The organism is Serratia sp. CY47444 (assembly GCF_052168635.1).
GTDB lineage: Bacteria > Pseudomonadota > Gammaproteobacteria > Enterobacterales > Enterobacteriaceae > Serratia > Serratia bockelmannii.
The window spans coordinates 75,882-89,032 of the sequence record NZ_JBJNMH010000019.1 but is presented as its reverse complement, the minus strand read 5'-3'; the positions used below and the strand labels follow the sequence as shown (position 1 = coordinate 89,032).

The following is a 13,151-nucleotide window of genomic DNA, read 5'->3' as shown; positions in this document are numbered from 1 at the left end:
TTCGACTCCGCTCTTTCGGCGCAGATGATACTTTGAGACTATCATGGGCGGGAAAGGCCGCCAGTCGGGAGCAACACTCGCTTGCACATCGGCGTTGTCTGTCATCATTTCTCGACGAACGTGATGATTGGATACAGGTCAATCGCGTCGCGTTACATCTCACGGACGTCAATCAGGAGGATAAGTGAAAATTTGGCCAGGGATCATCGCCGCCGCGCTGTTGGCGGGATGCCAAAATCCGCAGCAGGACACGCTCGTCGATCGTGGCGCTTACCAGCTCGAAACCTTGCATCAGGCGCAGGGCGCCGATCGGCGCATTCGGTTTCTGGTGATGCACTATACGGCGGAAGACTTTCATTCATCGCTGAAAACGCTGACCGATGAACACGTCAGCGCACACTACCTGTTGCCGGCGCATCCGCAGCGCGAACACGGCAAACCGACGGTGTACCGGCTGGTGCCGGAAGCGATGCGCGCCTGGCATGCCGGCGCCAGCGCCTGGCGCGGCCGCAGCAACCTCAACGACACCTCGATCGGCATCGAAATCGTCAACAAGGGGTTCACCCGCAGCATGCTGTTCACCCATTGGCAGCCTTATACGGCGGAGCAGATCGCCGTGCTGATCCCGCTGAGCCGCGACATCATCCAACGCTATGGCATTCAGCCGCAGGACGTGGTGGGGCACAGCGACATCGCGCCGCAGCGCAAACAGGATCCCGGCCCGCTGTTCCCCTGGCGGCAGCTGGCGCAGGCCGGCATCGGCGCCTGGCCGGATGAACGGGACGTGCAGCGGTTGCTGGCGGGGCGCGATCGCCATGCGCCGGTACCGATGGCGCCGCTGCTCGAAAAGCTGGCGCGTTACGGCTACGCGATCGACCCGTCGTGGGATGCGTGGCAGCAGCGCAATGTGCTGGCGGCATTTCAGATGCATTTCCGGCCCGACGATGTTCGCGGTAAGCCGGATGCAGAGAGTGAGGCGATTATCGATGCGCTGCTGGTGAAGTACGGCGCGGCGCGTTGATTACAGGCCGTGCAGTTTGCCGTGATCTTTCAGCCAGCGGGCGGTGCGCGCGATGCCTTCTTCCAGCGAGACGATCGGCTGATAGCCCAGCTCTTGCTGCGCGCGGGTGGTATCGAGCGTGAGGTCGAAGTTGAGTTTGGCGACGCCGTAGTGGGTCAGCACCGGCTCCTTTTCGCTTTTGCTGCCCAGGCGCTCCATGCCGCGCGCCATCATGTCTAGCATCGGGTAGGGGACGGAGCGGATGCGGCACTTCATGCCCAAATCGTCGATCAACTGCTGCACCACGGTGCGAAGCGGACGCGGCTGCTGGTTGGTGATGTTGTAGGCGCGGCCGGACGGCGTATCTTCTTTTAGCGTCGCCAGCCACATGGCGTGCACCGCGTTCTCCAGATAGGTCATGTCCACCATCGCCGCGCCGCCGCGCGGCAGCAGCAGGTTGCCGTAGCGTTTGATCATCTGCAGCAACCGCGGCAGCATCACCTTGTCGTGCGGCCCGAACAGGCCCTGCGGGCGCAAAATGGTGAAATGGGTCTGCGGATTGGACAGCGCCAATTGCTGGATCACCTGCTCGCCGGCGGCCTTGCTGCGCGCGAACTCGTTGGCGTAACGCTGCGGGCGAAAGTCTTCGGTTACGTTGCGGTGATGGTGGTAGTCGAAATAGATCGCCGGGGAAGAGATGTGAATGAACTGCGCCACGCCATAGGCCGCCGCCCATTCGCCGAGGCGGCGGGTAGCGCGGACGTTGGCCAGTTCGAAGGCTTCTTCGGTGCCCCAGGGCGAGGTAAAGCTGGAGCAGTGCCACAGCACATCGACGTCCGCCAGCATCGCTTTGGCCTGCGAAGAGATCAGGTTGGTGAGATCGGCATGAATGAACTCCGCGCCCATTTTTTCCAGCAGGCCGCCCATCGCCTGGTTGCGGCCAGTGGCGCGCACTTTGATGCCCTGGCGGCGCAGATATTCAACGGCGTTACGGCCTAACCCACTGGTGGCACCGGTGACCAATACCTTCATAACGGACTCTATTCTCACCCAAAATCGGAATACCGGCGGGCGCTTGCGGCGCTCCCAGCAAATAAGATGCCATTCTTCCGTGATTTCGTGCGCTATGCAATCGGAAAGCCCCGAAGCACAGCGGCAAACTGTGCGGTTGATCGACAAATGAACGGCATTCAGCGCTGTTGGCGGTCCAGGTTCTCGGCCAACGTCGCGATGCGCTTCGCCATGCCGCGAAAAATGAACAGGTGTGCGGGCATCATGGCGAACCAATACAGCAGCCCGCTGAAGCCGGCCGGATGCCACCAGGCGCGCACGTCCAGCGTGCGGCGATCGCCGTGATCGGTGATGCTGAAGCTCAGCCGCCCCAGCCCCGGTGCCTTCATGCCGAACAGCAGCGCCAGTTGCCGCAGCGGCTTCAGCGTGATGACTTTCCAGCCGTCGATCTCGTCGCCCAGCGCCAGGGTCGCGCGCGCCGGGCGGCCGTAGACCACGCCGTTGCCGATCATGTCGTCCATGCGAGCGCGGATCCGCCACAGAATATTGGCGTAGAAATAGCCTTCTTCGCCCCCCAGCTGCTGCACCGTTTGCCACAGGGCCTGGCTGGAGGCGGCGGTGTCCAGCGAACAACCGGCCTGTTTTGGATAGTAACCGTAGCCGGGGCGCCAGCGGGCCCGCGCCGCCGGATCGTAGCCCCAGTCGGCGGAATCGACCACCTCCTGTTCGCGCTGCAGCGTGGTGGCGACCGCCTGATCAAAGGTGTGCAGCCGCTGCGGGATCAGGGCCTGCAGCGGCCGGCCGTCGGCGGGCAGATCGTGCTTCAGCCCCTGGATCAGCGCGCGGGCGATCGGCGTCGGCACCGAGGTGATCAGGCTGATGAACCACACCGAAATCAGCCGCGTCGGCAAAGGGATCGGGATCAGCCAGCGCCGCTTGCCGCTGAGGGCGATAAAGCGTTTGAACATATCCTGATAGCTGAGGTACTCCGGCCCGGCAACGTCGAAGATGCGGTGTTCCTGCGCCGGGTGCGCCAGCAGATCGGCCAGATAAACCAGCAGGTTCTCCAGCGCCACCGGCGACGACTTCGAGCGCACCCAGCGCGGCGGCGTCAGCACCGGCAGGTTATAGACCATGTCGCGCATCACTTCGAACGCCGCAGAGCCGGGGCCGACGACGATGCCGGCGCGCAGCTCGGTCACCGGCACGCCGCTCTGGCGCAAGATCTCGCCGGTCAGGCGGCGGGCCGCCAGGTGCGGTGAGCTGTCGTCGTTCGGCTGCAGCGCGCCGAGGAAGATCACCTGTTTGACGCTGGCATTGCGCAGCGCGTCGCGCAGGTTTTCCGCCGCCTGGCGCTCCTTCTCGATAAAGTCGTCGCCGTCGCCCATCGCATGCACCAGATAGTAAAGCGTATCGATTTCCCATAGCGCCGCGCTCAGGGTTTCCGGGCGGTACAGATCGACATACAGGCAGTTGACCTGCGGCCAGTTCTGCTCCTGCAGCCACTCGATGCGCCGCGCGGCGGCGGTAATCTGGTGCCCCTGTTCGATCAGGTGCGGGATCAGGTTCTGGCCTATATAGCCGCTGGCTCCAAGAACCAGTACGCGTTGGGGTGTCATCGGGCCGCCTTGTGCGGTAGAGGATTGGCAGAACGACAGGATGCCAAATTCAGGGTTTAAATGCACATTTTGTATGGGTATAAGTCGGTTGCATCCATCCTGGCGCAGGTTCACACTACGCGCCCCTTATCGCACGAAAAACCGGATGCCATGAAGCTCAATGTGATTTGTTACGCCCTGCTGGGCCTGGCGCTGATCGCCAGTGTGTTCTCGCCGCATCCGGTGTGGATGTGGTTGTTGCTGGCCAACCTGCTGACGTTTCTGATCTACGGCGGCGATAAGCTGGCGGCGCGCAAAGGGTGGCGACGGGTGCCGGAGGCGACGCTGTTGCTGTTCGGCGCGCTGGGCGGCTGGTTGGGCGCGCTGCTGGCGCAACAGCTGTTTCGCCACAAAACCCAGAAGCAGCCGTTTAAAACCTGGTTCATCCTCAGCGTGGCGCTCAATCTGGCGGCGGTGCTGGGGCTGTGGTACTGGGTTTACGGCCGCTGGATCTTCTGACTACAGCAGCAGCGGCAGAGTCGCGCTGGCGGTGGCCTGCATCGCCTGAGCGTAGGCGGGATCGCGCTGAGTCAGTTCGGCGATCATCAACTCCACCAGCAGCATGGCGCCGACCTTGGCCGGCAGGGCGCCAGCGGTCAGCGGCCCTTCCGGTTTAGCCGCCACCAGCAGCGTATCCGCCATCTTGGCCAGCGGGCTGCGTTGGGTATTGCTGACGGCGATCACGCGTGCGCCGCGCCCTTTGGCCAACGTCACCGCATGCAGCACGTCCTTGGTTGAGCCGGAGCTGGAGATGACGATCAGCAGATCCCGCTCACTCAGCGAGGCTGCATTCATCGCCGCCCGGTGCATGTCGCTGAACAGCTGCGCCGGTTTGCCGAGGCGCAACAGCTTGTAGTGCAGGAAGTCGCCGATGATGGCGCTGGCGGCGACGCCGTAAATCTGCACCGAAGCGCAACGTTGCAGGCTATCCGCCGCCTGTTGCAGCGCCTGCGGATCCAACAGCGCGCCGGTATCCCGCAGCGCCTGTACGCTCTCTTCCACCAAATTTTCCGCCGCGCTTTGGCGCGTCGCCGCTTCCGGCTGGCTTTGTTGCAAGCTGAGGGCCAGCGCCATTTTAAATTCGGTATAGCCTTTGCAGCCGAGATGGCGGCACAGCCGTGTGACGCTGGCTTCGCTGGTGGCGCTTTCACGCGCCAGTTCGGTGATGGTCAGGTAAACGGCGCGGGAAGGCTCCGCAAGAAGATAGTTGCCGAGCTTTTGCAGCGTGGGGCTGTACCCCGCCAAATCCTGCCGCAGCCGCAATAACAAGTTGCCTGTATTCATCACGTTACCTTTCTGAGTATTCCCGTTTCTATTGTGGCGGAAAGACGCCGCGGCTCGCCAGTGAAATCGACGGATTGTGAAGCCGATCATCGTTATGAATAAAATTTTCATTAAATTAATTTTAATGTGGTAAAAATTTTCATCATAAAAATGATGTCGGGGGAAAATTTATGTCAACACCAGAATTGCCGCGCTCCGGCGGTTGGTTCGAAAAAGCCCAGCTGTTCGGCAAGTCGTTCATGCTGCCGATCGCCGTGCTGCCGGCGGCCGGCCTGCTGTTGGGGATCGGCGGTGCGCTGTCCAATCCCAATACCGTCGAGGCGTATCCCTTCCTCGATGTCGGCTGGTTGCAAAGTATATTTACCGTGATGGCCAGTGCCGGTGCTATCGTGTTCGCCAACCTGGCGGTCTTGTTCGCGGTCGGCGTGGCGGTGGGGCTGGCCAAAAGCGACAAGGGCACGGCGGGGCTGGCTTCGCTGATCGCCTATCTGGTAATGAACGCCACCATCAATGCGCTGTTGAAAATCAACGGTACGCTGGCCACGCAGAACGCGGGCGCGGTGGGGCAGGGAACGATTCTCGGGATCCAGACGTTGGAGACCGGGGTGTTCGGCGGAGTGGTCATCGGTTTGGTGACCTGGTATCTGCACGGCCGCTATAACAAGATAGCGCTGCCACCGTTCCTGGGTTTTTTTGGTGGCTCGCGCTTTGTGCCGATCGTCAGCTCGCTGGCGGCGATGGCGGTCGGTGCCCTGATGACGGTGGTGTGGCCGCATTTCCAACAGTTGATCTTCGGCATGGGCGGTCTGGTAGACGCCAGCGGCTATCTCGGGACCTTTATCTACGGCTTCGTATTGCGCATGCTCGGGCCGTTCGGCCTGCATCACATCTTCTATCTACCGTTTTGGACCACCGCGCTTGGCGGCAGCGAAGTGATCAACGGACAGCTGGTGGAAGGCACACAACGCATTTTCTTCGCCCAGTTGGCCGACCCGAATACTCAGCAGTTCTACATTGGCACGGCGCGTTTCATGTCCGGCCGTTTTATCACCATGATGTTCGGCCTGGTCGGTGCCTGCCTGGCGATGTACCAGAGTGCGCGTCCCGAGAACCGCAAACGCGTCGGCGGACTGTTGCTGTCGGCGGCGCTGACCTCGTTTCTGACCGGCATCACCGAACCTATCGAATTCTCTTTCCTGTTTGTCGCGCCGGCGCTGTACGTGGTGCACGCGCTGTTCGACGGCCTGGCGTTCATGATCGCTCACATCCTGCATATCACCATCGGCCAGACGTTCTCCGGCGGCTTTATCGATTTCATGCTGTTCGGCGTGCTGCAGGGTGAAGCGAAAACCCACTGGATGTACGTCCCGCTGGTCGGTGTGCCTTGGTTCTTCCTGTACTACTTCACGTTCCGTTTCCTGATCCTGCGCTTCAACTTTAAAACGCCGGGGCGCGAGGCGGAAACTGCGCCGGAAGCGGTGATGACGGGCACCGAACGCTCGCAGCAGGTGCTGGCGGCGCTGGGCGGCAAAGAGAATATCGTCGAACTGGATTGTTGCGCCACGCGGTTGCGCGTGACGGTGAAGCAGAGCCGGTTGCTGGACGAAAGCGGGCTGAAGGCCAGCGGCGCACGGGCGGTTATCGTTCGCGGCAACGGTGTTCAGGTGATCTACGGCCCGCACGTTACCATCATTAAAAACGAAGTCGAGGAGTTGTTGGATTTATGACGCTTTCCATTTTGCAGCAGATTGAGGGGCGCCTGGTGGTGTCTTGCCAGGCGCTGGACGACGAGCCGCTGCACAGCGATTTTATCATGTCGCGCATGGCGCTGGCGGCCGAGCAAGGCGGCGCGGCGGCGATCCGCGCCAACGGCGTCGAAGACGTCAACGCTATCATGCGCACGGTGGCGCTGCCGGTCATCGGCATCATAAAGCGCGATTATGCGGGCAGCGACGTCTATATCACGCCGACCCTGCGTGAAATCGATGAGTTGATGGCGGCGGCGCCGCAGATGATCGCGCTGGACGCCACCGGCCACCCGCGGCCGGGGGAGTTGCAGCTGGCGGCGTTGGTCGCCGCGATCCGCGCCAGGTATCCCCGGCTGTTGCTGATGGCGGACATCGCCACTCTGGAGGAGGCGCAAGAGGCCGCCAGGCTGGGCTTCGACTGTGTGGGCACCACGCTGTACGGCTATACCGCTGAAAGCCGGGGCGCCCGATTGGCGGATAACGATTTCAGCTTTCTGCGTGCGGTGCTGGCGACGGTATCGGTGCCGGTCATCGCTGAAGGCAATGTCGAAACGCCGGCGATGGCCGCGCGATGCCTGAGGTTGGGGGCGCATGCGGTGGTGGTAGGGGGCGCCATTACCCGCCCGCAACAGATCACTCGCCGCTTTGTCGACGCCATCGGCGGGCGATAAGAGGCTCCCCGGCGCACCGGGGAGGGAAATCAGGCGTGGTGCTGAAGAAACTCCCGCCACAGTTCGACCACCCGCTGCAGATCCTGACGGCTGACGTCGAGGTGGGTCAGAATGCGCGTCAGCGGGCCGCTGCTGATCAGCACGCCGCGTTCGCGCATCCACGGGCCGAGTTTGGCCGCCAGCGCCGGCGGTTGGCGCAGGTACAGCACGTTGGTCTGCGCGCCGGGTTCGGCAATCTCTACGCCGATCTGCCGCAGCTGTTGCTCCAGCCAGACCGCGTTGTCATGGTCTTCGCGCAGCCGCGCGACGTTATGCTCCAGCGCGTAGAGGCCGGCCGCCGCCAAAATGCCGGCCTGGCGCAGCCCGCCGCCGGTCATCTTGCGCCAGCGCAGCGCGCGTTGGATGAAAGCCTCGCTGCCGCACAGCAGCGAGCCGACCGGCGCACCTAGTCCTTTCGACAGGCAAATGGTGAAGGTGTCGCAGTACTGCACGATCTCTTTTAGCGGCAGGTTCAGCGCCACGGCGGCGTTGAAGATGCGCGCGCCGTCGATATGCAGCGCCAACTGCCGCTCGCGGGTAAATTGCCACGCCTGCTGCAGGTAGGCCTGCGGCAAAACTCGGCCGCTGATGGTGTTTTCCAGGCTCAGCAGCCGAGTGCGGGCGAAGTGGATATCGTCGGGTTTGATGGCGGCGGCGAGCTTGTCCAGCGGCAGCGTGCCGTCCGCGTCAGCCTCGATCGGCTGCGGCTGGATGCTGCCCAGCACCGCTGCGCCGCCGGCCTCGTATTTATAATTGTGCGCCTGTTGGCCGACCAGATACTCGTCGCCGCGCTGGCAGTGGCTCAGCAGCGCCACCAGGTTGGCCTGGGTGCCGCTGGGCAAAAACAGCGCCGCCTCTTTGCCCGATAGGCGCACCGCCTCGGCCTCCAGCGCGTTGACCGTCGGGTCATCGCCGTAGACGTCGTCGCCGACCTCTGCCTGAGCCATCGCCTGGCGCATGGCGGCGCTGGGGCGGGTGACGGTGTCGCTGCGTAGATCGATAAGCATAGGGTTCCTGGAGAATATAAGGGAGAGGAAAAGGGTACATGGCATCATATACCCTTTATTTCACCGGGGCAGCTGGCTTAGCGCAGCCAGTTGGTTTTCGCCAGCTCGACCACTTCGTCGCCGCGGCCGTTGATGATGGCGCGCAGCATGTACAGGCTGAAGCCTTTCGCCTGTTCGAACTTGATCTGCGGCGGCATCGCCAGCTCTTGCTTGGCGGTGACCACGTCCAGCAGCGCCGGGCCGGGATGCGCCAACATCTCCTGCAGCGCGCCGTCCAGATCCGACGCTTTTTCCACGCGGATGCCCTTGATGCCGGCGGCGTTGGCGATCGCCGCGAAGTCCGGATTATGCAGATCGGTGCCGTCGGTCAGGTAGCCGCCGGCCTTCATCTCCATCGCCACGAACCCCAGCACGCTGTTGTTGAACACCACGATTTTCACCGGCAGCTTGAGCTGCGCCAGCGACAGGAAATCACCCATCAGCATGGTGAAGCCACCGTCGCCGCACATGGCGATCACCTGTTTATCCGGCGCGGTGGCCTGGGCACCTATCGCCTGCGGCATGGCGTTGGCCATCGAACCGTGGTTGAACGAGCCGAGCAGGCGACGCTTGCCGTTCATTTTCACGTAACGGGCGGCCCACACCGTCGGCGTGCCGACGTCGCAGGTGAAGATGGCGTCGTCGCTGGCGTACTGGCTGAGCTGCTGCGCCAGATATTGTGGGTGGATCGGCTGGTCGTCGTTGGCGGTCGCCAGCCCGTCGAGCTCCTTACGCGCGTTGCGATAATGCTCCAGCGCCTTGTCGAGGAACGCCCGGTCGCGCTTGGGCTCCAGCTGCGGCAGCAGGGCGGTGAGGGTGGTGTGGATATCGCCCACCAGCGCCATATTGACCGGGCAGTGCGCGCCGATGCTGCCGGGGTTGATGTCGATCTGAATGATGTTGGCGTTGGTGGGGTAGAACGCGCGATAGGGGAACTGGGTGCCGAGCAGCACCAGCGTGTCGGCGTTCATCATCGCGTGGTAGCCGGAAGAGAAACCGATCAGTCCGGTCATGCCGACGCTGTAGGGGTTGTCCCATTCAATATGCTCTTTGCCGCGCAGCGCGTGCACCACCGGCGCCTGCAGCAGCTCGGCCAGCTTGACCACTTCATCGTGCGCGCCGGCGCAGCCGCTGCCGCACATCAGGGTGATGTTCTTCGCCTTGTTCAGCGTCTCCGCCAGCTTGTTCAACTCGCTCATCGGCGGCTGCACCAGCGGCAGCGCCGGGGTATGCCAGGTCAGCGTCGCGTCTTCCGGCGCCATGCGCAGCGCCACGTCGCCCGGTAAGACGACCACCGAGACGCCGCGATTGAGGATCGCCTTGCGCATGGCGATCTCCAGTACGCGCGGCAGCTGTTCCGGGTTGGAGACCAGTTCGCAATAGTGGCTGCATTCGCGGAACAGCTCCTGCGGATGGGTTTCCTGGAAGTAGCCGCTGCCGATTTCGCTGGAAGGAATGTGTGCGGCGATCGCCAGCACCGGCACATGGTTGCGGTGACAGTCGAACAGGCCGTTGATCAGATGCAGGTTGCCGGGGCCGCAGGAACCGGCGCACACCGCCAACTGGCCGGTGAGCTGGGCTTCGGCACCGGCGGCGAAGGCGGCCACCTCTTCATGGCGGGTGCCCAGCCATTCGATGGTGCCCATGCGGTGCAGGCTGTCGCTGAGGCCGTTGAGCGAATCGCCGGTTACGCCCCAAATGCGTTTTACGCCGGCTTGATCCAGCGTTTTGGCGATCAGTGTGGCTACGGTTTGCTTCATGGTTCCCCCAAACATGGTTTGAAAAACGATGTGGACTCGATCCGGTGAGTGTCAGCAGAACAACTGCAAGCATAGCTTACCGGCTGTGGACGAGATGCGGTCAGGAAGGGTAAAGAGCGTAGGACGGGAAGCAGTGTAACTGGGCTGGCCACGGGGAACTTGCCGATAAATGCCCCATCGCGGCGATGGGGCCAGGGGATCACGCCAGCGTGACGTCACCCTGCAACTGGCAACTGCAGGCCAGCACGTAACCTTGCGCTATCTCTTCCGCGCTCAGCGTCATGGTGCTGGTGGTGATGTAGTCGCCCTCGAGGATGCGGGTTTTGCACGAGCCGCACACCCCGGCGCGGCAGGCGGCGTTGACCGGCAGGGCATGGGCCTCCATCGCCGCCAGCAACGTGCTGCCGACCGGCACGCGGAATTCGCGCAGCGGGCGCGCGGCGCGCAGCGTCAGTCCTTCGGTGGCGTCGGCCTGCGCCGTCGGCGTGTGGAACTGCTCTTTATGGAAATGCTCGGCCGGCACGCCGAGCCGGCGACAAAGCTGCTCCACCTGATCCATGTAGGGCGCAGGGCCGCAGGTCATCACCGTGCGTTCGGCGATATCCGGCGCCGCCTGCCGCAGCGTCTGTTCATCGATACGGCCGCTGAGGTAGCCGGGTTGCAGATCCTGCTCGGCCATCAGCGTCAGGCGCAGCTGCGGATGGGCGGCACACAGCGCGCGCCATTGATCGGCGAAAATCGTGTCGGCGGGGGTGCGTACGTTAAAGATCACGGCGATATCGCAGGCCGGACGGTTAGCGGTCAGCCAGCGGCACATCGAGACGATCGGCGTCACGCCGCAGCCGGCGGCCAGCATCAGATAACGATCGGCCGGGTGGCGCTCGCAGCTGAATTCGCCCTGCGCGTCGGACAGCCACAGCGTGTTGCCGGGCTTGACCTCTTGCGTCAGCCAGCGCGACCCGATGCCGTCCGGCAGGCAGCGCACGCTGATGCTGAGAAAGCGGCTCTGGCCGGGCGAGGAGGAGAGCGTATAGGCGCGCAACGTCTCCTCGCTGTTGCGAATGCTGACCAGCGCGAACTGGCCAGCCTGGTAAGGGTAGAAAACGTCGCAGATCAGGTTCAGCGTCCAGACGTCGGCGGTTTCACGCTGGATGGAATGCACCTGCATGCGGTTCGGGCAAAGCGGAGTGGGTTGAGTCATCGGGGCACCTCAAAAAACAAAGGGGCCGGCGCAGGCGGCCCCATAACGTAACGGCATCAGGCGAGCAGAGCTGCAATATCCTGCTCGACGGTGGTGATCGGACGCAGGCCGAATTTCTCGTTGAGGATCGCCATCAGGTTGTCGGTCAGGAAGCCCGGCGCGGTCGGGCCGGTGACGATGTTTTTCACCCCCAGCGACAGCAGCGTCAGCAGAATGACGATCGCCTTCTGTTCAAACCACGACAGCACCAGGCTGAGCGGCAGCTCGTTGACGCTGCAGCCGAGCGTATCCGCCAGCTTGACCGCCAGCATGATGGCGGAGTAGGCGTCGTTGCACTGGCCGACGTCCAGCAGGCGCGGCAACCCTTCTAGCGTGCCGAAGTCCAGCTTGTTGAAACGGTACTTGCCGCAGGCCAGCGTCATGATCAGGCAGTCTTGCGGCACGCTGCGGGCGAAGTCGGTGAAGTAGCTGCGCTCGTCGCGGCTGCCGTCGCAGCCGCCCACCAGGAAGACGTGGCGCAGTTTTTTCTGCGACACCAGGTCGATGACCGTGTCGGCGGCGTTCAGCAGCGTCTGGCGGCCGAAGCCAACGGTGATCAGGTGCTCAATCTCGGTGTAAGGGAAGCCGTTCATGCCCTGAGCCTGGCGGATCACGGCGCCGAAGTCGTCGCCTTCCAGATGGTTGACGCCCGGCCAGCCGACGATACTGCGGGTCCAGATGCGATCGCCGTAGTTGCCGACGTTAGGATCGATGATACAGTTGGAGGTCATCACGATCGGGCCGGGGAATTTGGCGAATTCCGTCTGCTGGTTCTGCCAGCCGCTGCCGTAGTTGCCCACCAGATGTTTGAATTTTTTCAGTTCCGGATAGCCGTGCGCCGGCAGCATTTCACCGTGGGTGTAGACGTTGACGTTTTGCCCTTCGGTTTGCTCGAGCAGCATGCGCAGATCTTTCAGATCGTGGCCGGAAATCAGAATGGCTTTCCCGGCCACCGGGCGCACGTTGACTGCGCTGGGCTGCGGATCGCCGTAGGCCTGGGTTTCACCGCGATCGAGGATCGCCATCACGTTGAAGTTCATCTTGCCGATGCCCATGGCGTTGTTCAGCAGGGTGTCGACGTCGCGCGGCTGGGTGCCGAGCCAGGCCATAAAGGCGTGGTAGTCGGCATAGAGTTGCTCGTCGAACTGGCCGAGCACGTGCGCGTGTTCCATATAGGCCGCTGCACCTTTCAGGCCGTACAGGCACAGCATGCGCAAACCGTGTACGTCGTCGCCGACCTCGGCCTTGTCGCTGTTGAGGGCAAACTGCGCCGCCTGCTGCAGCAGCGCAGGCATATCGTTGCCGGCCAGCTGCAGCGCCGCCATCGGGTGATCGACGCGCACGCCGGCATCCAGCAGCCGGCAACGGGCGGCCAGCGAGTCGCGCAGCAGCAGGGTTTCCCGCGCGTAGCCGATGATGCGCTGGGAGTCGAAGTTGACGTTGGTCAGGGTGGAGAAGAAGGCGCGCGGGGCGAAGCTGTCGATCTCGTGGTCGACGATGCCCAGCGAACGCGCCTGCAGCGCCCAGGCGGAGAGTCCCTGCAGCGCCGCCACCAGCAGATCCTGCAGATCGGAGGTTTCCGCCGTTTTGCCGCACATGCCCTGAGCATACGCGCAGCCGTTGCCTGCCGGGGTACGGATGGTTTGTTCACATTGCACACAGAACATAGTCGCTTCCTTTTATTTTTAAAGTTG

The 13,151-nt window shown here is 63.0% G+C and carries 11 protein-coding genes; 4 read left to right on the top strand and 7 right to left on the bottom strand.

The genetic code is table 11. From position 1 onward, the window contains the following. Positions 1-184: 184 nt before the first annotated feature. Positions 185-1,021, top strand: a complete 837-nt coding sequence (locus tag ACJ8IL_RS20685; protein ID WP_197781473.1) for an N-acetylmuramoyl-L-alanine amidase — start codon at positions 185-187, stop codon at positions 1,019-1,021. On the opposite strand, the gene ACJ8IL_RS20680 is transcribed toward ACJ8IL_RS20685, so the two are convergent. Together ACJ8IL_RS20680 and ACJ8IL_RS20675 are read right to left on the bottom strand one after the other, a co-directional pair. Beyond that, complete coding sequence (locus ACJ8IL_RS20680; RefSeq protein ID WP_004928393.1) at positions 1,022-2,032, bottom strand: NAD-dependent epimerase/dehydratase family protein; 1,011 nt, start codon at positions 2,030-2,032, stop codon at positions 1,022-1,024. Positions 2,033-2,190: 158 nt separating this feature from the next. Then, the gene (locus ACJ8IL_RS20675) at positions 2,191-3,630 is read right to left on the bottom strand and encodes a DUF2867 domain-containing protein (RefSeq protein WP_173889551.1); all 1,440 of its coding nucleotides are present in this window, start codon (positions 3,628-3,630) and stop codon (positions 2,191-2,193) included. 150 nt (positions 3,631-3,780) lie between these two features. On the opposite strand from ACJ8IL_RS20675, the gene ACJ8IL_RS20670 reads away from it, so the two are divergent. After that, a complete protein-coding gene (locus ACJ8IL_RS20670) occupies positions 3,781-4,128 on the top strand; it encodes a DUF1294 domain-containing protein (RefSeq protein ID WP_025302248.1) in 348 nt (115 codons plus the stop codon). Here the strand turns inward: ACJ8IL_RS20670 and ACJ8IL_RS20665 are convergent, their stop codons facing one another. After that, positions 4,129-4,956, bottom strand: coding sequence for a MurR/RpiR family transcriptional regulator (locus tag ACJ8IL_RS20665; RefSeq protein ID WP_025302249.1), 828 nt, complete (start codon positions 4,954-4,956; stop codon positions 4,129-4,131). Positions 4,957-5,123: 167 nt separating this feature from the next. On the opposite strand from ACJ8IL_RS20665, the gene ACJ8IL_RS20660 reads away from it, so the two are divergent. Then, positions 5,124-6,680 (top strand): PTS transporter subunit EIIC, encoded by a 1,557-nt coding sequence (locus tag ACJ8IL_RS20660; protein ID WP_043137742.1) that lies wholly within the window; start codon positions 5,124-5,126, stop codon positions 6,678-6,680. Continuing rightward, positions 6,677-7,372 carry an N-acetylmannosamine-6-phosphate 2-epimerase gene (locus ACJ8IL_RS20655; protein WP_149570456.1) on the top strand — a complete coding sequence of 232 codons (696 nt, stop codon included), beginning with the start codon at positions 6,677-6,679 and terminating at the stop codon, positions 7,370-7,372. Before ACJ8IL_RS20660 ends, ACJ8IL_RS20655 begins: the two co-directional genes overlap by 4 nt. 29 nt (positions 7,373-7,401) lie before the next feature. Here ACJ8IL_RS20655 and ltaE read toward each other — a convergent pair whose 3' ends face one another. From ltaE to hcp, 4 genes are all read right to left on the bottom strand, one after another. Next, complete coding sequence (gene ltaE, locus ACJ8IL_RS20650; RefSeq protein ID WP_197769930.1) at positions 7,402-8,418, bottom strand: low-specificity L-threonine aldolase; 1,017 nt, start codon at positions 8,416-8,418, stop codon at positions 7,402-7,404. Between the two features lie 77 nt (positions 8,419-8,495). Further along, complete coding sequence (gene poxB / locus ACJ8IL_RS20645) at positions 8,496-10,217, bottom strand: ubiquinone-dependent pyruvate dehydrogenase (protein ID WP_049295331.1); 1,722 nt, start codon at positions 10,215-10,217, stop codon at positions 8,496-8,498. A 199-nt stretch (positions 10,218-10,416) separates the two neighbouring features. Then, a complete protein-coding gene (gene hcr / locus ACJ8IL_RS20640) occupies positions 10,417-11,418 on the bottom strand; it encodes an NADH oxidoreductase (RefSeq protein WP_342096708.1) in 1,002 nt (333 codons plus the stop codon). A 56-nt stretch (positions 11,419-11,474) separates the two neighbouring features. Beyond that, positions 11,475-13,124 (bottom strand): hydroxylamine reductase, encoded by a 1,650-nt coding sequence (gene hcp, locus ACJ8IL_RS20635; protein WP_141997697.1) that lies wholly within the window; start codon positions 13,122-13,124, stop codon positions 11,475-11,477. Positions 13,125-13,151 lie beyond the last annotated feature (27 nt).

What these genes read in the sequence shown, in the direction of transcription:
- ACJ8IL_RS20680 (WP_004928393.1), bottom strand. Translation starts at nt 2,032, where the DNA reads ATGAAGGTATTGGTCACCGGTGCCACCAGTGGGTTAGGCCGTAACGCC.
- ACJ8IL_RS20675 (WP_173889551.1), bottom strand. Translation starts at nt 3,630, where the DNA reads ATGACACCCCAACGCGTACTGGTTCTTGGAGCCAGCGGCTATATAGGC.
- ACJ8IL_RS20670 (WP_025302248.1), top strand. Translation starts at nt 3,781, where the DNA reads ATGAAGCTCAATGTGATTTGTTACGCCCTGCTGGGCCTGGCGCTGATC.
- ACJ8IL_RS20660 (WP_043137742.1), top strand. Translation starts at nt 5,124, where the DNA reads ATGTCAACACCAGAATTGCCGCGCTCCGGCGGTTGGTTCGAAAAAGCC.
- ACJ8IL_RS20655 (WP_149570456.1), top strand. Translation starts at nt 6,677, where the DNA reads ATGACGCTTTCCATTTTGCAGCAGATTGAGGGGCGCCTGGTGGTGTCT.
- ltaE (WP_197769930.1), bottom strand. Translation starts at nt 8,418, where the DNA reads ATGCTTATCGATCTACGCAGCGACACCGTCACCCGCCCCAGCGCCGCC.
- poxB (WP_049295331.1), bottom strand. Translation starts at nt 10,217, where the DNA reads ATGAAGCAAACCGTAGCCACACTGATCGCCAAAACGCTGGATCAAGCC.
- hcr (WP_342096708.1), bottom strand. Translation starts at nt 11,418, where the DNA reads ATGACTCAACCCACTCCGCTTTGCCCGAACCGCATGCAGGTGCATTCC.
- hcp (WP_141997697.1), bottom strand. Translation starts at nt 13,124, where the DNA reads ATGTTCTGTGTGCAATGTGAACAAACCATCCGTACCCCGGCAGGCAAC.